The following is a 23,274-nucleotide window of genomic DNA, read 5'->3' as shown; positions in this document are numbered from 1 at the left end:
GGATATGTCACAGAAAATACAAACTAATTGTAAGTGTGGCAAAGGACATATATGAAACAAGGTTTTATTAAGATAGACCGCCAGATATTGGAATGGCGCTATCACGATTGCTACTATGCATTCACGATATGGATGCATGTATTGCTTTTAGCAAATTGGACCGATGGTTACTTTAAAGGGCGAAAAGTAAAGAGAGGTGAATTGATCACATCAATCAATAATCTGATGCTCGTAACCGGCATTAAATCAGATAACACAATCCGCAAGTGGCTAAAAATATTTGAAAATGAAAAGATGATTACATTAAAATCTACAAACAAATATACGCACATAAGCATAGTAAATTACGACAAATTTCAAGATGTTGGCGAAACCCTTGCGGAACTAAATGCGCAACAAAGTGCGGAACAAGGTGCGTATCAAACTGCGGAACAAAGTGCGGACAATATAAGAATAATAAGAAATAAAGAAGAAAAAGAATATATAAATACCTGTCCGGAGCAAACTTCGTTCGCATCCGAACCGGATACTGGATTGCCAGCTTTGATATTAAAAGACGGCTCGAGATTCCATATATCCCAGACGCATTTAAAAGAATTCGTTGATGCTTATCCAGATGTGGATGTACGTGATCAAATTTTAAAAATGAGCCAATGGCTTAAAACTAATCCGACAAAGCGAAAGACCAAGAATGGAATTATGAGGTTCATCAATGCTTGGATTGCACGCTCTGAACGAGAGACGATTAATGCTTCACAATCATCAACAAAAATATCAATGCCGGAGTACATCCGACAACAAGAAGCAGGAACTCTTCCAGAAGGTACGCCAGCTTCAAAAGAGTTAGTAGAAAGACTGCAGAAACTGCAGAAGGAAGGAATTGAAGATGTCGGAAATTAAACAACGAGCATTGGAAAAAATGAATGCAGAGATGAGTCAGAAACATTCACGTTCAATAGATTCTATTCACAACTGGCTTTGCGAACAAGAAGATGATGATCTTTTCGAGAAGATATGCCAGGAAGGGAAAACAATTGCTGATGCATATCAGTACTGCCGCAATAAATCATCTGAATATCGTGATGAAGATTGTGCAATGGTTTCTGATGATATTGTATTCGGCTGGGTTGTTGATTATTTCAAATCTTCATTACAAGAGGTAAAAGAAACGTATTTATACAGTTCTAAAGGTACTAATGATAAGAAACACGCCGAAAAGAAAGAAACACCTAAAAACAACGTTAAAACGAGCCAGAAAGAAAAGGAGAAGGCTGACTTCGAAAGAATAAGCTTATTTGAACTATGAGAAGCGCAGATTACTATGTAAAGAAACGCTTAAAAGTTCCAAAGTCATTCTTTGAGTGGGGAAATAGTCAATTTCCAACGATAATTTTTTCAAACAAGAACACAACAATTACATCAGATAGAGATGGTTGCAAGATTATCAATAAGAAGTTGACTAAGAAAACAAAATTGACATTCTGGGAATGTTACAAGTGCTTTGCTATTATTCTATGCACATCTAAGAAAATTGAAATTCAGTCGTATGTTTTTGAATCTAGATACATTGAAGGGATCCAGCACTTATCATGCTATTTGATCAATTATGAACTGTTCGAAAACGATAAAAACATTCAATGCGGTCAGAACTATTTTTATCCTGATAGATTTCAGTTTGGATTAAGACGACAGAGTTCTATGTCAGGACCATATACGAATGTTATGTTCTATGATAATGGCTTTGAAAAAACTATTAGGGATAAGTCGGAACTCAAGTACATAAATTGGGAGTCTCCGATTGATGTATGGAACATTAGAAGATTCTATCAATACAGGAAAGAGATAGAGTTTCTTCAAAAAATAAATGCAAAACAATTAGCAAAAGAAGTTATGTATGGTTCTGGCCAGTGTGATATGAGAATAATCAACGAAAAATGGTTGAGAAGTCATAAACATAAGATTAAAAATTCAGATATATGTTTCGAAAAAATAATCTTGGAAGAGAAGATTAGAGAGAGAAACGGAAAGATTGTTCCTGGTATAGAACAGTATCTAACGCATGTTAATTTCGATAAGATTCCGGATTGCGTTGGCATTATCCACTTTCAAAATTGGGCAATTAAAAATCATATAGATTTCAGATACTACATCGATTATCTAAAGCTGATGAAACTGTGTGGTGTTCCAATTAACGATACAAATGCATGCCCTAAGGATTTACAAAAAGCGCACCAAGATATGGTTAAATTATTTAATTCTCTTGAACGAGAACGAAAAGAAGAAGCTAGACGTAAGCGTGATAAAGAACTTCAAGATAAATTTAATGAACTTATTGAGAAAAGAAAATACATGGAAATGGAAATAAACGGTCTTAAATTTATCTTACCGAAAAAAGCAAGTGATTTAGTTAAAGAAGGTTCTATATTACATCATTGCGTAGGTACTTATGTTGAAGAACATGCATCTGGGGAAACAACGATCGTATTTATTAGAAATTCTGATAAGATAGACAGACCTTTATATACGATGGAATTCAGAAAAAAAGACATTGTTCAGATTCGCGCAAAGTATAATAAAAAGCCACCAAATGAAGTATTTGAAGTGGCAGAAATTTGGAAAAAGAAAGTAGTAACAAGAGGAAGAAAGAATGCTTAATAAAGAAAAATATAATTTGCAACAAATTGATATTTCTACAAAAACAAAAGATGGAAAGATACTATTCTTTGAATTAAAGATCAGAGGAAAAACAATTCATCAGCAAATCTATCCATGCGGAGTGTTTGCGTGTGACGCGATGGAAGGGATGATTGGATGGTTAGAAGAAGAATATAAACCTGAAATTCTTACAGATAAAGAAAAGGCTTATTTATCAGCGGTGATAAAGCCATTCAGGGAAAGAACGATATTCGTTGGAAAAGTGTGTTGTGTGAACGATGAAAAAGAGTTTATATATGTTGAATTTGGAAACGAATGCTTTACATTTCCACTCTTTGCAAAAGGAACAATGTACAAAGAAATGGAAGTAAATAGGGAATACACCTTAAAGGAACTTGGGTTATGAGCAAATACATAGTACCGATGGAAATTCCGAAATATTGCGATGATTGCCCGTTTGGACATTTACATTATTATCATCCTTTTTATGCAAATAGATCACGTATTGATCTAATCGATAAAAAAGAAAACAAACCAGATACGTATGGTTACGTTTGTAATATTGATTTTTCGGAAAACGGAAAATATACAAAAGTCATACGTGCAAAATGTAAAGAAAACATTAAAAAGCCTAAATGGTGCAAGTTGAAAGGTGTGGAAGAATGAATGATGTCCTTTATCAATTGTGCGGACATAACGTTTCAATCATGGATGGTTGGCATCCATTTCCTGCGCGTTTAATCGCTGAACACTTAAATTTAACAACAAATCAAGCACGTTATAGATTGAGAAAACTTAAACAGTCGGGCTTAGTTGAGTCTTGTTGTGAATTGTTAGGTGATGAAGAAGATGGGTACTTTCCATATCATGGGTGGAGAATAACAGATAAAGCAAAAGAAACAGAAGAGTATAAAAAGGCTTGGGAAGAAGAAAGAGCCTTATGTAAGAAGTGTTTTGATATGGATATAGGAGAGTGTGAAAAATGAATATATGGTCAATAGTAGTTGTTGTTTTATATACGCTTAGTTTAGGCATGGATTTAGCGAAACATGGGCAGCAAAGAACAGGTAAATATAATTTTTGGGCGAGTTTGCTCGCTTTTGGAATAATCATGTTCTGCCTTTATATGGGAGGATTTTTCAAGTGAATAGATATCAAGAAGCGTTAGAATACTTGGCTGTATCGTTACAAGTGTTTGATGAAACAGTTGACGATAAAACATATAGGGATGAGTTAGACGCCAAAAGAGAGATTGCAAGAAAAGCGTTAGAGGAACTTGTTGATAAGGCAACGCCGAAGAAGCCAAAAAACTGGAAAGCAGAAAGACGGCTAAATGGTGCAGTTGAATTCAATTGTCCAGTTTGCAACAGATTATACACTGAACGTGTTAATTTTTGTGCGAGTTGCGGGCAAGCAATAGATTGGAGTACAAATGATTAGTTCATTGACGTTTGAAGAAATTCAAATTGACGAATGGTATTGGGATGAAATAGACAAGATTTATTTCAAGTGCATTGATAAACGTGAGTACGAAAAAACATGTCAACCCAACTTATTTAATCAAGAAACTTCTGAAAAAATACAAAAGGTTGTACGTGTATATCCCAAAAATGCAAAATATGGTGAATATATAATGTTTAGTCCAAAAAGATTTTATAAGCACAAAGAAGATGCTGATAGATTGGAGTGAAGAATGATGAAATCAAGTGATATCGAAAAGGTAGAAACGATATTAACAAAAATAGCATGTTTAAAAAAAGAAACTGCAACTCTTAATCGTTCAAAAGAAGAAGGAATAGATGATGCAAGCGTAAGAATTAACTACATCAATTTTGAAATCGATGGAAATTTATCTATAAAAGTACGCAATGTGATTTTAGATGAATTTAACTCTGAAATGAATGGATATATAGAAGAGTTAAAACAACTTGGAGTCGAGTACGTTGATGAGACAGCTTAGAAGGTTGCAACGCACTAAAGGATATCTACGTAAGACTTCAGATAAACATGGCAGGGAAATTGTGAAGCCATTTATTAAAAGCGATTTTGATGAAATGGTCCGATGTTGTTTGAACCATAGGGATAAGCACGATCCAAACAGTTGGAAGTTTCGCGTGTGGTATCGCAATTATATTCTATTAATTCTTGGTGTTAACACAGGGAATCGCATTGAGACGTTAATAGAACTAACTCCTAGGGATATTGCTGGTGGACAGTATACATGTAAAGAGATGAAAACAGGTAAGGTACAACAGTTCACAATGAATCCTGACGTATATGCCACTGTTAGAGAGTATATAGAGCGATATAACATTCAGATGAATGAATATATATTCGAGTCTAGACAGGGCTTAAAAGGCTACCCAATCACGCGCCAGCAAGCTTGGAGAGTGATTAAACAATTAGCCAAAGAAGCAGGGATTGAATATCCTGTTGCCTGCCATAGTTTAAGAAAGTCATATGGTAGATGGTACTGGGATGAAACGCACGACTTACTGACTACACAAAAACTACTAATGCATGAGAGTGCAGCTGAAACAATGTTGTATATCATGTTAGAACCATCCGACATACAGGATGTTAGAGAGTCTATCAACCACACAGAAAAATGGGGATAGATAACAACATTCTTGCATGTATCAAAAATAATTAAAAAATATGCGTGAGTGTAACATTCGATTTATGTAACTGTCAAAAAGATAAGAAATCAAGATAAGTCAATACTGATAAGCGATATTAAGAAAATCAGACTTCGAAATGAGCGTAACATAGTTCTGATTCTGTTACACTCACAGACGAATAGAAAAAGGAGATAAAAATGTATTCAATTCAAACACAAAATAAAGACACAATTTATTACAATCCAAACATTAAGAAGCTTTATGTTATCGATAAAAAAATAGACAATAAGCTTCAATATGAAGTACGTGCAACAATAGACAATGATGATCGCTTGTTGGGAAGATATTCAGACAAAGCGGTAGCACAAGAGGTTATGGACGATTTAATCAGCAATAGCTTTTGGGGAGATACAGTTATGTTATGTATGCCGGAGGATAAATGATGATGGTTGCTATTATATCCTTCACATGTGGAGTGTTCTTCGGAGTATTCATTATGGTAGCGACGAGAATTGCAGGTGTAGATGATAATGACTAAGAAAGAGGAAATCGAACTCGTGCTACTTAGAAGAAAAAGAAATGAGCTAGAAAAGGAAATCGCAAGAGTTAAGGAAGCGCATCGCAGACATGAGTTTGCGGAAGTTAATACATTTCAACTCTTTGTTCTGGAAGATCGTTTGCGTTGGGTAGAAAAAAAGATAGCTAGAAGGGTGAAGCATGATTACAATTGAAGAGTTAAAGAATTATCGCTATCTACAAATGCAAGCACAGGCAATTCAAGAACAGATTAGACAGATGTATTTTCCAATATCTTCTCCACCAATTGGGCAGATTGGAACAAAGTCGAACATACCAGGAGACCCAACAAGACAGGCATTCTACAGGATAGAAAAATTAAACCAAGAACTACAAGAAAAGGTTGAAGAAATTGCGGTCCAAATGAAGAGAATATTAGATTGGGTAGATACCATTGATAATCCAGAGATTCAAATAATAGTTAGATGGCATTTTATGAATGGATTATCGTGGAAAGATACTGCAAGAAAGATTTATTCAACATCTGATTCGGATAGTTGTAGGAAAAAATTTTATAGATTTTTAGAAAGTGTCCGCTAGTGTCCGCCAATGTCCGCTTTGTATGTGTTAATATGCTAATGTAGAAAAAGAACAGTTGCATGGGCAGGGCTGTTCTTTTTCTATATGTGGCATGGTGTGAGACTCTTTCATTTATTCACTCTTATGTAGACAACTGCCCTAATTTAAATATGAAAACAAATCCAAGATATGCTAACGGCAATTTAAGACGTAAAAACAGGGCACGATTAAAAGCAATGGGATGCCAGTGCGGAATATGCAAAGGTAGACTTGGACCGATTCATTATGATGAACCATCCAACCATATGTTTCCACTGTCGTTTGTAGTTGATGAAATAAAGCCTGTATCGAAGTGGAAACAGTTCGGTTACACTAGCGCAAGAGAAGCGGCAGAGGATTGGAATAATCTACAAGCAGCACATTATATCTGCAATCAGCTAAAAAGCGACAAAATCGGCATAAATACAACGAATTTAGCACAAAAGAAACCTACTATAAAAGATGGGGATTGGTAGTTTTCCACAATAGGTGGGGTAGTACCCCTCCCGTAAGGCGAGGCGACTCAGGGCCGTGAGCGCCGATTTACACACAGGGAAATTTTGAAAGGGGTAATTAGGTGGCAAAACTAAAAGGAATAACAAAGAAAAAATCACGATTGGAAATGCTCAAAGCACTTGCTTTGGTTCTTGCTGATCAGATTGATTCTGGCTTGCCGCCTAAAGATTTAGGACCAATTGCAAAACAGTATCGAGAAACAATCAACGAGATAGAACAGATAGAAGGGATGACTGATAGTGATGATGAAATCAGTGAAATCTTGTCAACGAGAGAAGCTGATGGGAAGTCAGGAGCCGTCCGTTAGAATCGTTCCAGATTACGAATACTCAGATGGTGATGATGCTGTTAAGATTTTAAAGATTGGTAAGCTTCGCCCTGATCCGTGGCAAGAGAATGCAATGCTAGATTGGATGGGGCGTAACGAAGAAGAACTGTGGTCTTCTTCTACATGTGGATTATCTGTTCCTAGACAAAATGGAAAAACACTAAATGTTTCTGGGAGAAGTGCAGCGGGCATGATTCTATTCGGTGAATGGGTAGTCTACACTGCTCATTTACAAAAAACTGCAACTGAGACATTTTTGGAATTACGAGGACTCTTTGAAAGTCCGAAATTAAGCAAGTATGTTAGAGAGATTAGAAATGCTTTAGGCAGAGAACAGATTATTTTAAAAAATGGTGGAAGGATTGTTTTTGTTGCTAGAACAAGAAATGGTGGTCGTGGTCTTCATGGCGACCTTTTAATTTTCGATGAAGCACAGGAATTGACGACAGAACAACAAGCTTCATTTCTTCCTGCACTTGCAGCAAGTAAAAATCCACAAACGATTTATATTGGAACTCCACCGGATGAACATTGCGAAGGAACTGTTTTTAGAAAGATTCGAGATAAAGCAATTAGCGGAAAGAGCGACAACACATCCTGGTCTGAGTTCTCTGAAAAAGAAATAGGAGATGTGAACGATAGAAGCAGATGGTACAGAACGAATCCGGCACTTGGTAGAAGAATCTTAGAAAGCACAATTGCTTCTGAATGTGAACAGATGGATGCTGATACGTTTGCACGTGAACGATTAGGGTGGTGGTCTCCAATTTTAGAAAATAAAGAAGAATATGCAATCGATAAAGATGCATGGAATAAATGTATTTCGGACGAAAGTAAGCCGGAAGGAAAAACAGCATATGGAATTAAATTCTCGATTGATGGAACCGAGGTGTGTTTATGCGGTGCTGTGATTCCGGAAAATGGTCCTGCAAGAATATCGCAGATTGAAAGAAAGTCCACATCACAAAGCACAAGGTGGTTGAGTGATTGGTTGAACGAACGTTATCACGATGCTTCTTGTGTAGTGATTGATGGCCGAAATGGTGTTGATTTATTGATTGATAGAATCTCTGAAACGTGGAGATTAAAGTCGTCAATAATCAGGCCAAATGCAAAGGATATGATTTCGGCAGCAACTCTATTAATTGATAGTGTTAACGAAAATAGTCTTACGTGGTATCGATACCAAGAAGATTTAAATGATAGCGCCATAAATTCAACCAAGCGTTCTATTGGTGGTGGATATGGCTTTGGTGGTAGTAATTCAATCCCTATTGAGGCATGTGCATTAGCGTTATGGGGAGCAAAAACAAGTAAGCGAGATCCAAAACGCAAAATGCGAATTGGTTAGGAGGTAAAATGAATTTCACGTTAGGAATTGGAAAAATACATGGCCTGCCATCTGTTGAAGAGGTAAAGCTAAGAAAATTAATTAAACTTTGGGATAATCATAAAAGTAGCAATGATAAGAAGAATCGATATTATGGTGGTCATGTTAGATTGTCTGATGTCAATTTGGGAATTGCACTTCCAAATGGTTTAAATAGTCTTGAAATTGGATGTGAATGGGGAGCAAAGACAGTTGATGTGTTAGCTGCACGTTCCATGTTTGACGGCTTTGTTAGTTCCAATGGAAAAAACAATGACTTATTACAGAAGATAATGAGTGATAATCGTTTGATATCCGAATACATGAAGGCATGTAAAGACCAGCTCAAGTATGGATGTACATTCGCTACATTATCAGCAGATGAGGATATTGGTTGCAAAATTCGCTTTCACTCACCATTGACTGCTTCTGCAATTTGGAATGGAGAAAAGGGAAGAATTGATTGTGGACTTGCTATTATCGATACAAAAATTGATAACAAAGACCAAATGTATAAACCTTCACATGTAAATTTATATACCGATACTGATATTTGGGAACTTACTAAAATTTCAGACTCTAATGAATGGGAGGCAGAGAAATTCCCACATATAATGGGAAGACCATTGATGGAGCCACTTGTTTGGAATGCTACAAGTGATAAACCATTTGGTAGATCAAGAATTAAAGAACCAGTTAGACGATTGATTGAAGGATATGTTAGAACGGTTGCAAATGCATCAATTGCATTAGAATTTTCTACTACTCCACAAAAGTATCTATTAGGAATTACAGATGAACAATATGATGCATTGATAAATGAGAAGTTCAAAACATATGTTGGTTCAATCATTGCTGGAACAACAAATCCTGATACTGGTCAAACTCCTGAATTTGGGCAACTTTCACAAGGAACATTAGAACCGCACGTTCAAATGTTACGCATGCTGGCAACACAATTTAGTGCTGCGACTGGATTGACAGTCACTGATACAGGCGTTGTAAATGATGCTAATCCTACATCTAGTGATGCGATTCTTGCACAATCTCAAACTCTTGTTTTACTTGCGGAACAATTAAATACGACTAACAGTGATGCCCTAAAGGTTATTGCTAGAATGGCGCAAGCTATAGTGCGTGGGGTAGAACTAGATAAGCTGACAGATGAAGAAGAAAGCATTGTTCCGCATTTTAAAAATCCAGCAATGCCATCTGTATCTGTTACAGCAGATGCAGCTGTTAAAATTGCAAGTGTTCGTCCAAACTTTAGTCAAACAGATACATTCCTAGAAATGGTTGGCTTTGATCAGGCAGATATCCGCAGAATTAATGCACAGGAGCAGCGCTCTAGAGGCACTCAAGTATTGAGTGAAGAATTCAATGCAGATATCAGCGAATGATTGGCAGAAATACGTTAGTAAGCTGTCTGCAATCAATACAAAAGCTGGAGAATTATTGCAAGCATACATTGATAAACATGGATTAAATGATATTGAGTCGGTTATAACATATGCACATGCTCTCGTTATGAAATATGGTGAAGCTGGTTCTGAATTAGCATGTCAAATGTATGATGCGTTAGCTGAGGCACAAGGGGCATATGTTAATCCTGCTGAGCCTGCAGCAATTGCTAATCGTCATGAAGTTGCTGGCGCACTTTTGAAAACACAAGGGACGCTGAACATGATTCCGGCAATAGAGAGACTTGTTAAAACGGCAGCTTCTGATACGATGCTAAAAAATGCGAAACGTGATAACGCAGAGTGGGCGTGGGTTTCACATGGTGATACTTGCGCTTTTTGTATGCATTTATCATCTTTGGGGTGGATGCCTGCTAGTAAAGCAATTCTAAGAGGTGAGCATGCTGAACATATTCATGCCAACTGTGATTGTGAGTTTGCAATACGTTTTGATGGCAAAAGTAATGTGGAAGGGTATGATCCATATAAATTTAAATTAATCTATGATAGTGCAGATGGTAAAACATCTCTAGATAAGTTGAATGCAATTAGAAGACAGATGTATCCTCAAATAAAAGAAGAACGAAATGCAAGAAGAAGAGAGATATATGCAAGTAAGCATTCTGATTTAAATTATAAATATAAAGATGTATTAAAAGAATATTTAACAACTGCAGATCCGTTTCGGGGGACAATTACTTATGATAAAGGATACAATTTAGTCGAGCATGCCAGTGAAGTTAGTGCAGCAGAATTCTTGCATAGAAAATTTGGAGGGAATATTATCCTGATAAATGAGAAAAATACACCCCATATAGCTAATCCTGATTACGTATGGCTCGAGAATTATTGGGATTTAAAGAATGTTACTACGGAAAAAGCGTGTGATCACGCAATTCGGCATGGATTAAAACAAATTAGTGATAATCCTGGTGGAATTATTTTAAAATTTGAATCAAATGATATTAATTTGGATGATGCAATTAAGATTATAGAAAAAAGAATGACACGAAAAGGAAGCATTGATGTTCCGGCCGATATCATTCTAATTAAGGATGATGAAATTGTTAGAATACTAAGATATAAATAAAAAAAGACACCCCGCGCCAATGGGTACAGGCCATGTCTTTACATATAATATATCATTGAGTCCTGAATAAATCAACAGATAGAGCAATAAAACGGCACGAGTCTGAATCGAAGTTGATATTGTCTTAATGAACCGAAAGGGAAAATGCCCCATTTATAGAAAGGAATTGTTATGATTCATTCCATTAGATTGGATTGAATATGAAAAAGATTATATTAACCCCTATGGAAGAAAACAAATACAACATTATTAAAGAACTGGTTGATCATTCTGGCAATAAACGCCGTGCGGCATTAAAACTAAATTGTTCTATTCGTACTATCAACCGCCTGATTACACGTTATAAGTCTGAAGGCAAATCCTCATTTTCACATGGTAATCGTGGACGATTACCATCAAACACATTCTCACTGGAAACAAAAAACAAAATCATTGAACTCTATCTTAACGAGTATCTTGATGCCAACATCACTCATTTCAGTGAAATCGTCCAGATGGACCTCGGCATCTCCATCAGTGACACCACTATTAGAAACTGGTTATCAGAACACGATGTCTTGTCCCCAAAGGCCCATCGAAAAACCAAGAAACAATTAAAGGAACGTTTGACAAAACGATTAGACCAAACAACATCTACAAAGGCCAGAAACGCAATCAATGAACAAATCGAATCAATTGAAGATGATACGCCTCATTCACGAAGATCTAGATCCAAATATATGGGAGAGATGATTCAAATGGACGCTTCAAGCTACGAATGGATTCCTGGCGAGATATGGCATCTACACCTAGCTGTAGATGATGCGACCGGTACTGCTGTGGGAGCCCACTTTGATATACAGGAGACCCTACGTGGCTATTACAACGTTTTCCATCAGATACTAGTCGACTATGGCATACCCGCTCTATTCTATACGGATAAACGAACCGTATTTGAATACAGAAAGAAAACCAAGGCCTTCGACGACGAGGATACCTTCACACAGTTCTCCTACGCCTGCCATAACCTTGGTGTCGAAATCAAAACAACGAGCATCGCACAAGCCAAAGGACGCATCGAACGTCTCAACCAGACTTTCCAATCACGTTTGCCAGTTGAACTTAGACGTGCTCGTATTACTTGTATGGCGGACGCGAATAAGTTCCTAAAATCCTACCTAAAGGAATTCAATGCAAGGTTCGCCCTACACTTGAATAGTACCAATTCTGTATTTGAAGTACAACCAGATATAGAAACAATCAATCAAACATTGGCAATCATTTCATCGAGAATAGTCGATCAAGGCAACTGTATCAAGTTCAAAAACAAGTATTGGATGGCCTATGACAAGGAACACAATAGAATTCCACTAAGACCTAAGATGGAGGTATTGGTTATTGAATCATTTGATCAAAAGATCTTTGTCAATGCGATGGATACACTATACATCTTAGAAGAAGTACAAGTGTTTGAAGAAAATTCGGGTGAGTTCGATAATATCATTGAAACTCCTGAGAAAAAGAAAGTATATATTCCGCCGATATCTCACCCTTGGAGGAAGTATTCATATCAATTATTTACAAAAAAGCAGAACTATTATAGCTCCGCTAATGTTCGTTAATTTTTAAGACATTTTCATTTTTGGTTGACACAGATAGAGCAATAAAACGGCACGAGCTGTTTTTTTGTTGGCAACTCGTGCCTTAAACGAGGATGGAGGAAAAAATGAACGAAACTGTAGAACAGGGAAACGTCACTGTGGATGAAGCACAGGAAAACAATGCTACTGTGGGCATTGAAAATACACAGGACAAAACAGCACGTACTTTTACTCAACAAGAAGTAGATGATATCGTTTTAAAACGATTAAATAAAGAACGTGCAAAATTTGCGGATTACGAAGATTTAAAAGCTAAAGTAACAGATATTGATGTCTATAAAGAAAAGGCAGAAAAGACTGATGCACTGCAGGCACAGTTAGAGGCTATTACAAAAGCGAACGAAGTCAGAGAAATTCGCGAAAAAGTGGCATCTGATACTAAGGTGCCAGCAAACTTATTAACAGGATCAACTGAAGAAGCTTGCCTAGAACAAGCACAAGCAATTCTTGCATTCGCAAAGACAAATGGTTATCCAAGGGTAAAGGACTCTGGTGAATTGCAGAATATTCCAGCGGGATCCACTAAACAACAGTTTGCAAATTGGTTTAACGAAACAATAAATAAATAAAAGGAGAAAAAGTTATGGCAGAAGGAATCAACACAACAACAATCAAATTACCATCTTCAGTTTCATCTGATATTATTCAAAAACTACAAGAAAATTCAGCAGTAATGCGTTTAGCACGCAAAATTGACTTGCCAGGGAATGGCGTAACTATTCCTGTAATTACTGGTGATCCAGAAGCTGCATGGGTAGCAGAAACAGATAAGAAGAAAGTATCAAAGCCTGGATTAGGAACAAAGTTAATGAGTGCATATACATTAGCTGTAATTGTACCATTCTCAAATCAATTTAAGCGCAATGCTGAGGCCTTATATGAAGCGTTAGTAGACCGTTTACCATTAGCGTTAGCACAGAAGTTTGATTACACAGTTTTTGGCGGTGTTGCTGCGCCTGGTGAAAACTTTGACACATTAGCAACTGCAACAGCACAAGATTTAAAGACAGATGTATATAAGGGCTTAGTTGCTGCAGATGCTGATATTGCTATCCACGGTGGAATTACAAACGGATTTGTAGTATCTCCACAAATGAAGAGTGAATTATTACTCGCTGTAGATGCTAATAAGCGTCCATTATTTGTTAACTCTGCTGCTGATGGTGCTGTACCAATGTTATTGAGTGTTCCAACAGTTTCATCTAAAGGTGCATTTGTAGATGGTACTCCAAAGACATTAGGCTTTGCTGGAGACTGGACGCAAGCTGTATATGGAACAGTAGAGGGTGTTCAGATTAGCATCTCTGATCAAGCAACATTGACAGATGGTAGTACAACAATCAATCTATGGCAGCAGAATATGTTTGCTGTACGTGCAGAAATCGAAATTGGTTTCCGTTGCGACAAGTCCGTATTCAATAAGTTGACAAAGAGTGCGTAATGAAAGCATTTATTAATAAAATCACTGGAACATTAATGTATGTTGATGATTCTAGAGTAGATGAATACATTGAGGCGGGTTATGAACCTGCCTCAGATACAAATGAAGATGAAACTGTTTCTGAGGTAGAAAAGAATACGGATACAGACGAAACAGAGGAAGATTCAAAGAAGATTGATAAGAAGTCAGGAAAGAAAGGAGCGTAAGGATGGCATACGCAGAGATAGTTGATGTAGAAAAAGGCTTTCGCACATTTGAAGAAAATGAAAAAAAGAAGGCAACAGCACTGATTGATGAAGCAGGTGTCATTATCGATGCGTATGCTCCTCATGCTTCAAAAGATGTAAAGAAAGTTGTTACATGTCGAATGGTCAGAAGAGCTATTGGGGATGGCCAAGAAACGCAAACGTTTCCGATGGGAGCAACTCAAGGTAGCATTGGAGCTTTGGGATATACTCAATCGTGGACATTGAATAATGGCTCTGTTGGAGAACTTTACCTAGCTAAAACAGAAAAGCAGTTACTAGGTATTGGAAATAAACTTGGTTCTCATAGTCCTTTGGAGAGTTTACTATGATGGTAGGAAAAACAATCATTCTCTATGATGATATAGAAAAAGGGAAGGACGAATTTGGCGAACCTATTGTCGAAAATACACCAATTGAAATTAGCAATGTTTTGGTTGCACCAACATCTACAGAAGATGTTACAAATACAGTTAATCTAACTGGCAGACGCGCTGTATACACACTTGCAATACCTAAGACTGATACTCATAATTGGGAAAACAAGAAGGTTCGCTTTTTCGGAAAAGACTGGCGTACAATTGGGATTCCACAAGAGGGAATCCAATCGCTAATTCCACTATGCTGGAATAAGAAGGTAATGGTCGAGCGCTATGAGTAAGGCTCGCTTTAAGTTAGATAGAAAAGGTGTAGGCGAACTACTTAAATCAACTGAGATGCAAAAGGTTCTACAAGAGCATGCAAGTCGTGTTCAAGGACAGATGGGTGAAGAATTTGAAACGTATATTGCAGGAACGCGTGCTGTTGTTGGGTCCAAAAGCCAAAAGGGTGATAAACAGGCGATGAAAGAAAATAAACTGCTTAAAGCATTGGGAGGATCTAGAAGAAAATGATAGAAACAGTAATCTATAAATTTTTAAGCAAGAAATTATCTGTTCCTGCCTACATGTCCGAACCGAAAACACCACCTGAAAAATATGTGCTGATTGAGCGAACTGATGGTGATGATAGAGAAGTTCGTGAAGCTACAATTGCAATCAAGTCATATGGTGGAACGCTATTAGAAGCTTGCAAATTGAATGAAGAGTTAAAGGATGCAATGAGAGAGATTGTTGAACTTAATGAAATTGCCAAATGCAAGTTAAATAGCGATTACAACTTTACAGATACAGAAACAAAACGATTCCGCTATCAAGCGGTTTTTAATTTGGTTTATTACCAATAGTTAGGAGAATAATAAATGCCAAAAACAAAAAATGTTTCGGTTGCTAAGCCGAAAATCACTGGTGCAATTTACAGAGCACCACTAAAAACAGCATTACCAGCAGATGCAACTACCGCATTGAACGTAGCGTTTAAAGAACTTGGTTATGTTGGTGAAGATGGAGTTACAAACAATAACTCTGCTGATTCTGACAATATTAAATCATGGGGTGGTGCTGTTGTTGCGACAACACAAAAAGAAAAAAAGGATACATTCAAGTTTAAGTTAATTGAAGCATTAAATACGGATGTACTTGCTACTGTGTATGGTTCAGGAAATGTTTCAGGAACGCTAGCTACAGGAATTACGGTTTCTGCAAATGCAAAAGAACTAGACAGTGCTGAATATGTAATTGAAATCATCCTACGCAATGGCGTTGCAAAACGTATTGTCATTCCAGAAGGTAAAATCTCAGAAGTTGGAGAAATTACATATAAAGATGATGAGTTAATTGCATATGAAATTACAGTTACAGCATTACCAGATGATAACGGTAATACTCATTACGAATATATTAAGGAAACTGCTGCTTAAGGAGATTGATTATGGCAAAGACAATTAAGAAAACAATTGCTATTCAAAATGATGAAACTTTTAAAGGTGTAACAAGAACTGGTTTTAACTTTGCGATTCCAAAAGAAAACTTCAATGACGCAGAATTATTAGAAGTTCTAATGAAGGTTGATGATGGAGAAGAACACTACATCCTAAAGGCTGCAGGTATGCTTTTAGGTAAGGAGCAAAAAGCATCTTTATATGAACATTGCCGTAATAAAAATGGTAAGGTTCCAGCAGATAAAGTGATTGCAGAAATCGAAGACATTTTTAAAACATGTAAAGAAGTAAAAAAATAATTGCCCTTGCCAGGATGATCAAAACAGACCGTGATGCGTGGCTCTGTGATTTAGCAGAAACATATCATATTTTAGATATAACAGGGTTGTCGATTTTAACATTGGCAACCCTTTCTTTTGGTTTAAGGGAGGATTCACGCATCAAGATGTTGCTTTCGGATTCGAATGTACAAGTGGATAAGTTAATGATGGCAATGATGATAGATAGATTGTCGTTACTATGGTGGGCCAAAACCAAAGATGGTTCAAAAGGTGTCAATCCACCAAGCATGCTAGTAGATAAATTGATGGGGACTAAGAATGATGAAGTTAATAGATTCTCGTCTATCGAAGAATTCAAATCTGAATGGAACAGAATAGCAGGAGGAGAAACGAATGAGTAATTTAGGCTCTGCGTTTGTGCAGATTGTACCTTCTGCGGAAGGTATTACGGGTTCGATTGCAAATGTGCTAGGTGCTGAAGCAGATAGCGCTGGTAAGGCTACTGGATCGAGACTAGTCGATACAATTAAAGGGGTTATTGTTGCGGCTGGAATTGGTAAAGCCTTGATGGCATCTATCAATGAAGGCGCTGCTCTTCAACAATCTTTAGGTGGAATTGAAACTCTTTATAAAGGTTCTGCCGATAGGATGAAGCAATATGCGAACGATGCTTTCGTAACTACTGGATTAAGCGCAAATGCATATATGGAAAATGTGACTGGCTTTAGTGCCAGTTTACTATCGTCATTAAAGGGCGATACAGAAGCAGCTGCTGAAGCTGCTAATACAGCAATGATTGATATGGCTGATAACTCTAATAAAATGGGTACATCGATGGAATCTATCCAGATGGCTTATCAAGGATTTGCGAAACAAAACTACACCATGTTGGATAACCTGAAACTTGGATATGGTGGTACAAAGACTGAGATGGAGCGTCTATTAAAAGATGCTCAGAAAATAACTGGGGTTAAGTATGACATCAACAACCTAGCAGATGTATATTCTGCAATTCACGTTATTCAAAGTGAACTGGACATTACAGGAACTACTGCTAAAGAAGCAAGTACAACATTTACTGGATCATTTGCTGCGATGAAGGCTGCAGCACTTAATGTTATTGGTGGTCTATCGCTAGGGCAGGATATTACACCAGCTTTAGAAGGACTTGCATCAACTGTTGCTACTTTCTTGTTTGGTAATTTTATACCGATGTTAACTAATGTCCTTACTGGATTGCCATCAATGATTGTAACTTTCTTGAAGACGGCAGGACCGATTTTCATTGAGAACGGAGCAAAGTTAGTTACTAATTTAATCGAAGGAATAACGACTGGATATCCTGAGTTTATTGCTGGCTTTGCAGAACTTTTAGAAAATATACCTCCAGTTATAGAATCGAACTTTCCAGCACTTATTGAAAATGGCGTTGCATTAATTTCTAACTTTGCGAATGGAATTATTCAAAAGATTCCAGATTTATTAAATGATTTTAACTACATTCTGATTGATATCTTTGCAATCATTACTGACTATCTGCCAATCATGTTAGAAGGTGGTGCAGATATTCTTCTGAACATCTTACAGGGGCTTGTCGATAATCTTCCACAATTAGTGGAAGGATTTAATACATTAATTGACTCAACTGTAATGTTTTTAAAAGATAACTTACCTAAGTTCTTGGAAAAGGGTGTTGAAATCATCTTGAAATTAGCAAACGGTATTTTGAAAAATCTACCTACTATATTAGGAGCGATTGGTTCTATTATTGGGCATTTGATAAAAGCGATTGTAGAGAATCTTCCACAATTATTAGCGCTAGGTTTTGAGTTAATAGGGAAGTTAGCAAAAGGTTTTCTTGAAGCACTACCAAATGTTTTATCTGCAATGGCTTCATTAGTTTCAAGTATATGGGATTCTGTAAGTGGTATTGATTTATGGTCTGCTGGTTCTGCAATTATTAATGGTTTCTTAGGTGGTTTGAAGTCTGCCTTTGAAGGTGTGAAGAACTTTGTTGGCGGAATTGCATCATGGATTGCTAACCATAAAGGACCGCTTAGCTATGATAGAAGATTGTTGATACCTGCAGGTAACGCAATTATGCAAGGACTTAACAGTGGATTGAAAACGTCTTTTAAAGATGTTAAATCAACAGTTAGCGATATGGGTGGAAGTATTTCTGAAATGATGAATGGTTCATTAGGAAATAGTATTCAGTCAGATTTTTTAATGAATGCAAGAGTTAATGGAAATCAATTGGGTGCTATTGCTAGTCAGAATAACATGGGTGCTCAACTTGGTGGTGTAACGATCAATATTAATGGCTATAACAGAGATGAAAAGGAATTGGCAGAACGAATTAAAGATGAACTTCTAAATGAAGAACGTAGAAAGGAGATGGCTTTCAATGGCTGATACATTTTTATTTGGTGGGCGAAAGTCGTCTGCTTTTTCTACCTATGTAGCTGATAGTGATGGGTGGAATTCTGCAGCAAGAAGAATAGATGCGATTAATGTACCAGGAAGAAATGGCACGTTAACACCGATCAACAGTAATTCGTTTGAAAACGTCCAAATAACATATCTTTGCTATTTGAAGAACGAAATGCGAACTAAACTAAATGATTTGGTTGGATGGCTTAATAGTCATGCTGGTTATCAAAGGCTAGAAGATACATTTCATCCAGAGTATTTTAGATTAGCTAGATATAACGGTTCTTTCGAAGTGATGTCGAAAGATAAACTAACTGCAGCATTCAATGTAGTTTTTGATTGTATGCCACAAAAATTTCTCAAGAGTGGTGAACAAATTACAACATTAAAGACTTCAGGATCAATTACAAATCCAACCAATTACATCGCTAAACCGATTATCAAAATATATGGTACAGGTGTTGTTAAAATTGGTTCTGCTGCTATTAAGATTGTTAAACCAGGGAATGCATTTATTGAATTTGATTGTGACTTATTAAACGCATATGAGGGTTCGGACAATCGAAACAGTAATGTTGAATTGATAGGAGAGCCTGCTCTTTTACCAAATACAACAAACGGAATAACGCTTGGTAATGGGATTACTAAGGTCGAAATCAAACCAAGGTGGTACACAATATGAAACCGATTTTGTATGAGTCTTCAGAAAAACAATTTACGACAAATGGCATTGGCACACTTGCTGATGCCATTTCTTGTACTGTTGTCGAAGAAAGAAATGGTTCCTATGAACTAGAGATGGAGTATCCTCTTGGTGGCGTTCATTATGATGAAATTAGAAACAATCGAATTATTTTAGCGATGCCAAGTGATGGCCAAAAAACACAGCCTTTTAGAATTTTTAAAATCACTCGCCCAATTGGCGGAGTTGTAAAAATTTATGCTGTGCATCTAAGCTATGATTTATCTGGAATCCCTGTAGCTCCATTTAGTGCAAATGATTGTCCATCTGCTTTGAATGGACTGAAATCTAATTCGATGATTGCTAATCCTTTTGAAGTATGGACAGATATTTCCGGAAGTGGGAAATATAGGCAAAATAGTCCTGCTTCATTTAGAAGTCGTTTAGCAGGAACTGATGGTTCTATTCTTGATTCCTTTGGGAAAGGTGCAGAACTTGAGTTTGATAGATTAACTGTTAAAGTTCATCAAAACCGAGGAAGAGATAATGGGGTTACGATTCGATATGGGAAGAATTTGACAGATTTAAAGCAACAAGAATCAATTGAGAATGTAAGAACTGGCGTGATTGCTTACTGGTACAAAGAAGAAAACAATACACAAGATGTAATTGTTGGTGAGATTCAATACCTAGAAAATCATGCTGACTATCCAAAGGAAAATATCCACGTTTTAGATTGCTCTGCAGACTTCGAAAAGAAGCCTGATAAGCAGCAACTAAATACACGTGCAAAGCAATATATTAAGGCGAACAATATTGGAGTTCCGAAGGTATCAATTGATGTATCGTTTATCCAGTTATGGCAAACAGAGGAATACAAAAACATAGTCTCACTTGAAAGAGTAAGTCTATGCGATACCGTCCATGTTATATTTGACAAACTAGGTGTAAATGCTGTTGCGAAAGTGATTAAAACAGAATTCGACGTTTTAAATGAGCGCTATATAAAGATTACACTTGGTGAAGTAAGACGTTCATTTGGAGAAGCAATCAGAGAAGCTACCAAATCAACGATTCAACCACTTGTGAAATCAATGGTCAATATCGCAGTTAGTAACGCTACTGCTAACATTAGTGGATTTAGTGGGTATGTCACAAAAGTAACTGATGCAAACGGCAATTGGTCAGAGTTGGTTATCTCTGATAACGCAGACTATCAACAAGCAAGAAATGTATGGCGTTGGTCACAAGGTGGGCTAGGCTTTAGCTCTAACGGATATGCAGGACCATATACCACTGCGATAACTGCGGATGGACATATCAACGGAGCAATGATTACTGCAGGAACAATCAATGCTAATACTGTTAATGTTGGCAATAAAGTGCTGACTGAAACGCTGACAGAATTGGCAGACCGTCATACAGCAGCAGATGGACGCATGCGAGAATTGGCATCACGTATCGAGCAGAACACGGATAACATCGTTCTTAGTGTTACCCGCCAAGAGTACGAAGGCTATAAGGCGTTCATGCGAGCAATGCTTGACGAAAATGGTCTGCATGTTGGTGGAGAAGGCGAAGAAACACAAACAAGTATTAATGGACGTGGTGTAAAAGTAGTAGACACTAATGGAAAGGTGCTTGCGCAGTTCGATAAGCTGAACAATATTCTTGCATACTTGGCAGTTAGAGAATTTCTGAGTGTTGGATCTCATCGATTAGAAGCGAAACTTGATGAAATTGAAATCACAGAATTTGCAAACGGTAATATTAAAACCGGACAAGTTGATTGTACGTATATGTACTGGATTGGAGATGTTGATTAATGGTGTTATTAAGTGAAAACTGGAAAGTTGTTTCTGAAGCCACACGTACACCTGGTGCAGCAAATGTAACTTATCAATTATTTGCACGTATTAATCCGCAATATCATAGTATTGAATTAAATAGGGACTATGTAGAAATCCAAGTTAGTTACACCATGAATTCTGGTTATATCTACTCTGGTTCTTGGACATTTAGTGCTACTGGATGCGATACAGTTACAGGTGGTGGTACGCTGAGTGGTAGCGGAACACTGATAAGCGGTGGATTTTGGAGTTATCATGATAACAATGGTAACTACTCAACAAGTATTAATGCTAATTTAAGTTTTTACTTTTCTTCTGCAGATGCATACTTAGATGGTTCTATTGAACTTCCTAATATTCCCCGAGCGAGTGTTCCTTCTTGGAAAAATGGAAAGAACCGTGTCAAGATGGATGGAACGGATACGATTACGTTAGTTCTTGACAAGAAGGTTCCTGCATATCGACATTCGCTCGTATGGGTGATTGGGAACAGTGGATATAAATGGTTGAATACCAACGATATTGATACGGAATATACTTTTAAACCAACTGAAGAAATGCTGAAATATTCGACTGACGGAAAATATATTTATGGATATTTAGGGGTCGGAACATATGCCAGTGGTGATCAAAATGCAAAGATGATTGGTTCAATGAATATCAGTTTTTTCATAGACCTTCCTGAAGAGAAGTACGGTCCTGTAATTAGTTCGGCAGTTGTAAAGGAAACTGGGAACACAAAGATTCATGAAGACAAAGTATTTAGGTACTTATCAAAAAAGAAGCTTACCATGCAAGCAGAAGTAAGAGGTTTTTCGACTGCGAAAAATGTGTATGTGATGCATAATAAACAGCAATACCCTATGGCGCTTAACAATGATACATATAGTGTTGATTTAGAAGGTATGGTTGATGGTGATGTACAGTTTGTAATAGAGGACAGTAGAGGCTTTAAAACAACGCAAGAATGGCACGGAACGTATGTTCCGTATTTCTATCCGACAATAACGGATTTGGTTACAACTAGAGATAATCCAACATCTAATCATGGATATATGGTTGCAAAAGGTAAATGGTACAATGGGCAGTCAAATAAATTAATTGCAATAACAGAACATTTGCCAAATGAAAGACTGAATACTGATGTGGTTGTAAACTCAAATGATTTCAACATCAATAAAGAGTTTAATGATCTAAATTATCAAAATAAATTTACATTCAAATTAACTATTACAGATTACTATGGACAATCTGTAATAAGAGAATACATTTTACCAGGAAGCCAATGGACAGCTTTATTTGGGAAGTTTACATCTCTTTTTAGAATGATTCACATTAAAAAAACTCCTAATGTACCATGTGGTATTTACAACGAAGGTGATTTATCAACGCTAGGTAGAACATACGCAAAAGGCGGACTTGCAATTGGCGGTGATGATACGTTTATCGTGAAAGAATTTACGGCTGACGTTCAAGCAATAAAAGGGCAACAGGCTGCATATATAAGTGTTCCTTACACTATTCCCGCTGGATATAAATTGCTTTGTTTCTATGACGCACACACTATTACATGGTGTATAACAACAATAAAGAATGTAAGTGCTAATGCAATTATGACACACGTATATAACTGGTCTACGCCAAACGATATAACACCAAAAAGTAAAGTTGTTGTTAGCGGACTGTTTGTTAAGTCTGCATAGAAAGGGA

At 36.9% G+C, this 23,274-nt stretch carries 33 protein-coding genes; all 33 read left to right on the top strand.

Translation table 11 applies throughout. From position 1 onward, the window contains the following. The first annotated feature begins 51 nt into the window (after positions 1-51). The 33 genes from RGT18_RS09650 to RGT18_RS09490 all read left to right on the top strand — a co-directional run bounded on the left by RGT18_RS09650 (position 52) and on the right by RGT18_RS09490 (position 23,267). Positions 52-900: a hypothetical protein gene (locus tag RGT18_RS09650; RefSeq protein ID WP_028078820.1), complete on the top strand. Its 849-nt coding sequence runs from the start codon at positions 52-54 to the stop codon at positions 898-900. Then, complete coding sequence (locus RGT18_RS09645) at positions 887-1,306, top strand: Cas9 inhibitor AcrIIA9 family protein (protein WP_051241066.1); 420 nt, start codon at positions 887-889, stop codon at positions 1,304-1,306. The genes RGT18_RS09650 and RGT18_RS09645 overlap by 14 nt, the downstream gene beginning before the upstream one ends. Then, entirely contained in the window at positions 1,303-2,655 is a 1,353-nt protein-coding gene (locus tag RGT18_RS09640; RefSeq protein ID WP_028078819.1) for a PcfJ domain-containing protein, read from the top strand. The genes RGT18_RS09645 and RGT18_RS09640 overlap by 4 nt, the downstream gene beginning before the upstream one ends. Next, positions 2,648-3,061, top strand: a complete 414-nt coding sequence (locus RGT18_RS09635) for a hypothetical protein (protein WP_028078818.1) — start codon at positions 2,648-2,650, stop codon at positions 3,059-3,061. The genes RGT18_RS09640 and RGT18_RS09635 overlap by 8 nt, the downstream gene beginning before the upstream one ends. After that, positions 3,058-3,321, top strand: a complete 264-nt coding sequence (locus tag RGT18_RS09630) for a hypothetical protein (RefSeq protein WP_028078817.1) — start codon at positions 3,058-3,060, stop codon at positions 3,319-3,321. Before RGT18_RS09635 ends, RGT18_RS09630 begins: the two co-directional genes overlap by 4 nt. Beyond that, a complete protein-coding gene (locus RGT18_RS09625) occupies positions 3,318-3,641 on the top strand; it encodes a helix-turn-helix domain-containing protein (protein WP_028078816.1) in 324 nt (107 codons plus the stop codon). Before RGT18_RS09630 ends, RGT18_RS09625 begins: the two co-directional genes overlap by 4 nt. 157 nt (positions 3,642-3,798) lie before the next feature. Continuing rightward, positions 3,799-4,095 (top strand): hypothetical protein, encoded by a 297-nt coding sequence (locus RGT18_RS09620; RefSeq protein ID WP_037404402.1) that lies wholly within the window; start codon positions 3,799-3,801, stop codon positions 4,093-4,095. Beyond that, the gene (locus RGT18_RS09615; RefSeq protein WP_028078815.1) at positions 4,088-4,345 is read left to right on the top strand and encodes a hypothetical protein; all 258 of its coding nucleotides are present in this window, start codon (positions 4,088-4,090) and stop codon (positions 4,343-4,345) included. The genes RGT18_RS09620 and RGT18_RS09615 overlap by 8 nt, the downstream gene beginning before the upstream one ends. 3 nt (positions 4,346-4,348) lie before the next feature. Next, complete coding sequence (locus tag RGT18_RS09610) at positions 4,349-4,615, top strand: hypothetical protein (protein WP_028078814.1); 267 nt, start codon at positions 4,349-4,351, stop codon at positions 4,613-4,615. Between the two features lie 154 nt (positions 4,616-4,769). Beyond that, complete coding sequence (locus tag RGT18_RS09605; RefSeq protein ID WP_162141246.1) at positions 4,770-5,273, top strand: tyrosine-type recombinase/integrase; 504 nt, start codon at positions 4,770-4,772, stop codon at positions 5,271-5,273. A 200-nt stretch (positions 5,274-5,473) separates the two neighbouring features. Beyond that, positions 5,474-5,719, top strand: coding sequence for a hypothetical protein (locus RGT18_RS09600; RefSeq protein ID WP_028078813.1), 246 nt, complete (start codon positions 5,474-5,476; stop codon positions 5,717-5,719). Positions 5,720-5,806: 87 nt separating this feature from the next. Beyond that, the gene (locus RGT18_RS09595) at positions 5,807-6,007 is read left to right on the top strand and encodes a hypothetical protein (RefSeq protein ID WP_156022862.1); all 201 of its coding nucleotides are present in this window, start codon (positions 5,807-5,809) and stop codon (positions 6,005-6,007) included. Next, positions 5,994-6,392, top strand: coding sequence for a hypothetical protein (locus tag RGT18_RS09590; RefSeq protein WP_028078811.1), 399 nt, complete (start codon positions 5,994-5,996; stop codon positions 6,390-6,392). The genes RGT18_RS09595 and RGT18_RS09590 overlap by 14 nt, the downstream gene beginning before the upstream one ends. A gap of 59 nt (positions 6,393-6,451) precedes the next feature. Next, positions 6,452-6,886 (top strand): HNH endonuclease, encoded by a 435-nt coding sequence (locus tag RGT18_RS09585; protein WP_051241064.1) that lies wholly within the window; start codon positions 6,452-6,454, stop codon positions 6,884-6,886. 101 nt (positions 6,887-6,987) lie between these two features. After that, positions 6,988-7,233 carry a hypothetical protein gene (locus RGT18_RS09580; RefSeq protein WP_028078810.1) on the top strand — a complete coding sequence of 82 codons (246 nt, stop codon included), beginning with the start codon at positions 6,988-6,990 and terminating at the stop codon, positions 7,231-7,233. Then, positions 7,169-8,605, top strand: coding sequence for a terminase large subunit (locus RGT18_RS09575; RefSeq protein ID WP_156022861.1), 1,437 nt, complete (start codon positions 7,169-7,171; stop codon positions 8,603-8,605). The genes RGT18_RS09580 and RGT18_RS09575 overlap by 65 nt, the downstream gene beginning before the upstream one ends. Before the next feature lie 8 nt (positions 8,606-8,613). Beyond that, a complete protein-coding gene (locus RGT18_RS09570) occupies positions 8,614-10,023 on the top strand; it encodes a phage portal protein (protein ID WP_028078808.1) in 1,410 nt (469 codons plus the stop codon). Further along, on the top strand, positions 10,004-11,173 hold the full coding sequence (locus tag RGT18_RS09565; RefSeq protein ID WP_028078807.1) for a VG15 protein: 1,170 nt from the start codon (positions 10,004-10,006) through the stop codon (positions 11,171-11,173). Before RGT18_RS09570 ends, RGT18_RS09565 begins: the two co-directional genes overlap by 20 nt. Before the next feature lie 200 nt (positions 11,174-11,373). Next, on the top strand, positions 11,374-12,774 hold the full coding sequence (locus RGT18_RS09560) for an ISNCY family transposase (protein ID WP_338174896.1): 1,401 nt from the start codon (positions 11,374-11,376) through the stop codon (positions 12,772-12,774). A gap of 104 nt (positions 12,775-12,878) precedes the next feature. After that, entirely contained in the window at positions 12,879-13,382 is a 504-nt protein-coding gene (locus tag RGT18_RS09555; RefSeq protein WP_051241025.1) for a hypothetical protein, read from the top strand. Between the two features lie 14 nt (positions 13,383-13,396). Then, positions 13,397-14,254: a phage major capsid protein gene (locus RGT18_RS09550; protein ID WP_081659551.1), complete on the top strand. Its 858-nt coding sequence runs from the start codon at positions 13,397-13,399 to the stop codon at positions 14,252-14,254. Next, complete coding sequence (locus RGT18_RS09545) at positions 14,254-14,460, top strand: hypothetical protein (protein ID WP_028078504.1); 207 nt, start codon at positions 14,254-14,256, stop codon at positions 14,458-14,460. Before RGT18_RS09550 ends, RGT18_RS09545 begins: the two co-directional genes overlap by 1 nt. A 2-nt stretch (positions 14,461-14,462) precedes the next feature. Then, positions 14,463-14,831, top strand: coding sequence for a hypothetical protein (locus tag RGT18_RS09540; RefSeq protein WP_028078503.1), 369 nt, complete (start codon positions 14,463-14,465; stop codon positions 14,829-14,831). Further along, entirely contained in the window at positions 14,828-15,160 is a 333-nt protein-coding gene (locus RGT18_RS09535) for a hypothetical protein (RefSeq protein WP_211220322.1), read from the top strand. Before RGT18_RS09540 ends, RGT18_RS09535 begins: the two co-directional genes overlap by 4 nt. After that, complete coding sequence (locus RGT18_RS09530) at positions 15,153-15,392, top strand: hypothetical protein (protein WP_028078501.1); 240 nt, start codon at positions 15,153-15,155, stop codon at positions 15,390-15,392. Before RGT18_RS09535 ends, RGT18_RS09530 begins: the two co-directional genes overlap by 8 nt. Then, on the top strand, positions 15,389-15,724 hold the full coding sequence (locus RGT18_RS09525) for a hypothetical protein (RefSeq protein WP_028078500.1): 336 nt from the start codon (positions 15,389-15,391) through the stop codon (positions 15,722-15,724). The genes RGT18_RS09530 and RGT18_RS09525 overlap by 4 nt, the downstream gene beginning before the upstream one ends. 15 nt (positions 15,725-15,739) lie before the next feature. Beyond that, positions 15,740-16,297 carry a phage tail tube protein gene (locus RGT18_RS09520; RefSeq protein ID WP_028078499.1) on the top strand — a complete coding sequence of 186 codons (558 nt, stop codon included), beginning with the start codon at positions 15,740-15,742 and terminating at the stop codon, positions 16,295-16,297. 11 nt (positions 16,298-16,308) lie between these two features. Further along, positions 16,309-16,617, top strand: a complete 309-nt coding sequence (locus RGT18_RS09515; RefSeq protein WP_051241024.1) for a hypothetical protein — start codon at positions 16,309-16,311, stop codon at positions 16,615-16,617. 146 nt (positions 16,618-16,763) lie between these two features. After that, entirely contained in the window at positions 16,764-17,000 is a 237-nt protein-coding gene (locus RGT18_RS09510; protein WP_338175980.1) for a DUF5361 domain-containing protein, read from the top strand. After that, positions 16,993-19,014, top strand: a complete 2,022-nt coding sequence (locus RGT18_RS09505) for a phage tail protein (RefSeq protein WP_051241023.1) — start codon at positions 16,993-16,995, stop codon at positions 19,012-19,014. Before RGT18_RS09510 ends, RGT18_RS09505 begins: the two co-directional genes overlap by 8 nt. Next, positions 19,007-19,714 carry a hypothetical protein gene (locus tag RGT18_RS09500; RefSeq protein ID WP_028078496.1) on the top strand — a complete coding sequence of 236 codons (708 nt, stop codon included), beginning with the start codon at positions 19,007-19,009 and terminating at the stop codon, positions 19,712-19,714. Before RGT18_RS09505 ends, RGT18_RS09500 begins: the two co-directional genes overlap by 8 nt. Further along, positions 19,711-21,540, top strand: coding sequence for a phage tail spike protein (locus RGT18_RS09495; RefSeq protein WP_028078495.1), 1,830 nt, complete (start codon positions 19,711-19,713; stop codon positions 21,538-21,540). The genes RGT18_RS09500 and RGT18_RS09495 overlap by 4 nt, the downstream gene beginning before the upstream one ends. Continuing rightward, complete coding sequence (locus RGT18_RS09490; protein ID WP_028078494.1) at positions 21,540-23,267, top strand: hypothetical protein; 1,728 nt, start codon at positions 21,540-21,542, stop codon at positions 23,265-23,267. The genes RGT18_RS09495 and RGT18_RS09490 overlap by 1 nt, the downstream gene beginning before the upstream one ends. Positions 23,268-23,274 lie beyond the last annotated feature (7 nt).

This window comes from Solobacterium moorei (genome assembly GCF_036323475.1).
GTDB lineage: Bacteria > Bacillota_I > Bacilli_A > Erysipelotrichales > Erysipelotrichaceae > Bulleidia > Bulleidia moorei.
Note: the sequence above shows the minus strand (reverse complement) of the source record. Positions and strands in the feature narration are given on the sequence as shown.

Excerpts from the sequence above, each read along its gene's own strand:
- RGT18_RS09650 (WP_028078820.1), top strand. The coding sequence starts at position 52 with ATGAAACAAGGTTTTATTAAGATAGACCGCCAGATATTGGAATGGCGC.
- RGT18_RS09645 (WP_051241066.1), top strand. The coding sequence starts at position 887 with ATGTCGGAAATTAAACAACGAGCATTGGAAAAAATGAATGCAGAGATG.
- RGT18_RS09640 (WP_028078819.1), top strand. The coding sequence starts at position 1,303 with ATGAGAAGCGCAGATTACTATGTAAAGAAACGCTTAAAAGTTCCAAAG.
- RGT18_RS09635 (WP_028078818.1), top strand. The coding sequence starts at position 2,648 with ATGCTTAATAAAGAAAAATATAATTTGCAACAAATTGATATTTCTACA.
- RGT18_RS09630 (WP_028078817.1), top strand. The coding sequence starts at position 3,058 with ATGAGCAAATACATAGTACCGATGGAAATTCCGAAATATTGCGATGAT.
- RGT18_RS09625 (WP_028078816.1), top strand. The coding sequence starts at position 3,318 with ATGAATGATGTCCTTTATCAATTGTGCGGACATAACGTTTCAATCATG.
- RGT18_RS09615 (WP_028078815.1), top strand. The coding sequence starts at position 4,088 with ATGATTAGTTCATTGACGTTTGAAGAAATTCAAATTGACGAATGGTAT.
- RGT18_RS09610 (WP_028078814.1), top strand. The coding sequence starts at position 4,349 with ATGATGAAATCAAGTGATATCGAAAAGGTAGAAACGATATTAACAAAA.
- RGT18_RS09600 (WP_028078813.1), top strand. The coding sequence starts at position 5,474 with ATGTATTCAATTCAAACACAAAATAAAGACACAATTTATTACAATCCA.
- RGT18_RS09595 (WP_156022862.1), top strand. The coding sequence starts at position 5,807 with ATGACTAAGAAAGAGGAAATCGAACTCGTGCTACTTAGAAGAAAAAGA.
- RGT18_RS09590 (WP_028078811.1), top strand. The coding sequence starts at position 5,994 with ATGATTACAATTGAAGAGTTAAAGAATTATCGCTATCTACAAATGCAA.
- RGT18_RS09585 (WP_051241064.1), top strand. The coding sequence starts at position 6,452 with ATGGGCAGGGCTGTTCTTTTTCTATATGTGGCATGGTGTGAGACTCTT.
- RGT18_RS09575 (WP_156022861.1), top strand. The coding sequence starts at position 7,169 with ATGATGAAATCAGTGAAATCTTGTCAACGAGAGAAGCTGATGGGAAGT.
- RGT18_RS09570 (WP_028078808.1), top strand. The coding sequence starts at position 8,614 with ATGAATTTCACGTTAGGAATTGGAAAAATACATGGCCTGCCATCTGTT.
- RGT18_RS09565 (WP_028078807.1), top strand. The coding sequence starts at position 10,004 with ATGCAGATATCAGCGAATGATTGGCAGAAATACGTTAGTAAGCTGTCT.
- RGT18_RS09560 (WP_338174896.1), top strand. The coding sequence starts at position 11,374 with ATGAAAAAGATTATATTAACCCCTATGGAAGAAAACAAATACAACATT.
- RGT18_RS09555 (WP_051241025.1), top strand. The coding sequence starts at position 12,879 with ATGAACGAAACTGTAGAACAGGGAAACGTCACTGTGGATGAAGCACAG.
- RGT18_RS09550 (WP_081659551.1), top strand. The coding sequence starts at position 13,397 with ATGGCAGAAGGAATCAACACAACAACAATCAAATTACCATCTTCAGTT.
- RGT18_RS09545 (WP_028078504.1), top strand. The coding sequence starts at position 14,254 with ATGAAAGCATTTATTAATAAAATCACTGGAACATTAATGTATGTTGAT.
- RGT18_RS09540 (WP_028078503.1), top strand. The coding sequence starts at position 14,463 with ATGGCATACGCAGAGATAGTTGATGTAGAAAAAGGCTTTCGCACATTT.
- RGT18_RS09535 (WP_211220322.1), top strand. The coding sequence starts at position 14,828 with ATGATGGTAGGAAAAACAATCATTCTCTATGATGATATAGAAAAAGGG.
- RGT18_RS09530 (WP_028078501.1), top strand. The coding sequence starts at position 15,153 with ATGAGTAAGGCTCGCTTTAAGTTAGATAGAAAAGGTGTAGGCGAACTA.
- RGT18_RS09525 (WP_028078500.1), top strand. The coding sequence starts at position 15,389 with ATGATAGAAACAGTAATCTATAAATTTTTAAGCAAGAAATTATCTGTT.
- RGT18_RS09520 (WP_028078499.1), top strand. The coding sequence starts at position 15,740 with ATGCCAAAAACAAAAAATGTTTCGGTTGCTAAGCCGAAAATCACTGGT.
- RGT18_RS09515 (WP_051241024.1), top strand. The coding sequence starts at position 16,309 with ATGGCAAAGACAATTAAGAAAACAATTGCTATTCAAAATGATGAAACT.
- RGT18_RS09510 (WP_338175980.1), top strand. The coding sequence starts at position 16,764 with ATGTTGCTTTCGGATTCGAATGTACAAGTGGATAAGTTAATGATGGCA.
- RGT18_RS09505 (WP_051241023.1), top strand. The coding sequence starts at position 16,993 with ATGAGTAATTTAGGCTCTGCGTTTGTGCAGATTGTACCTTCTGCGGAA.
- RGT18_RS09500 (WP_028078496.1), top strand. The coding sequence starts at position 19,007 with ATGGCTGATACATTTTTATTTGGTGGGCGAAAGTCGTCTGCTTTTTCT.
- RGT18_RS09495 (WP_028078495.1), top strand. The coding sequence starts at position 19,711 with ATGAAACCGATTTTGTATGAGTCTTCAGAAAAACAATTTACGACAAAT.
- RGT18_RS09490 (WP_028078494.1), top strand. The coding sequence starts at position 21,540 with ATGGTGTTATTAAGTGAAAACTGGAAAGTTGTTTCTGAAGCCACACGT.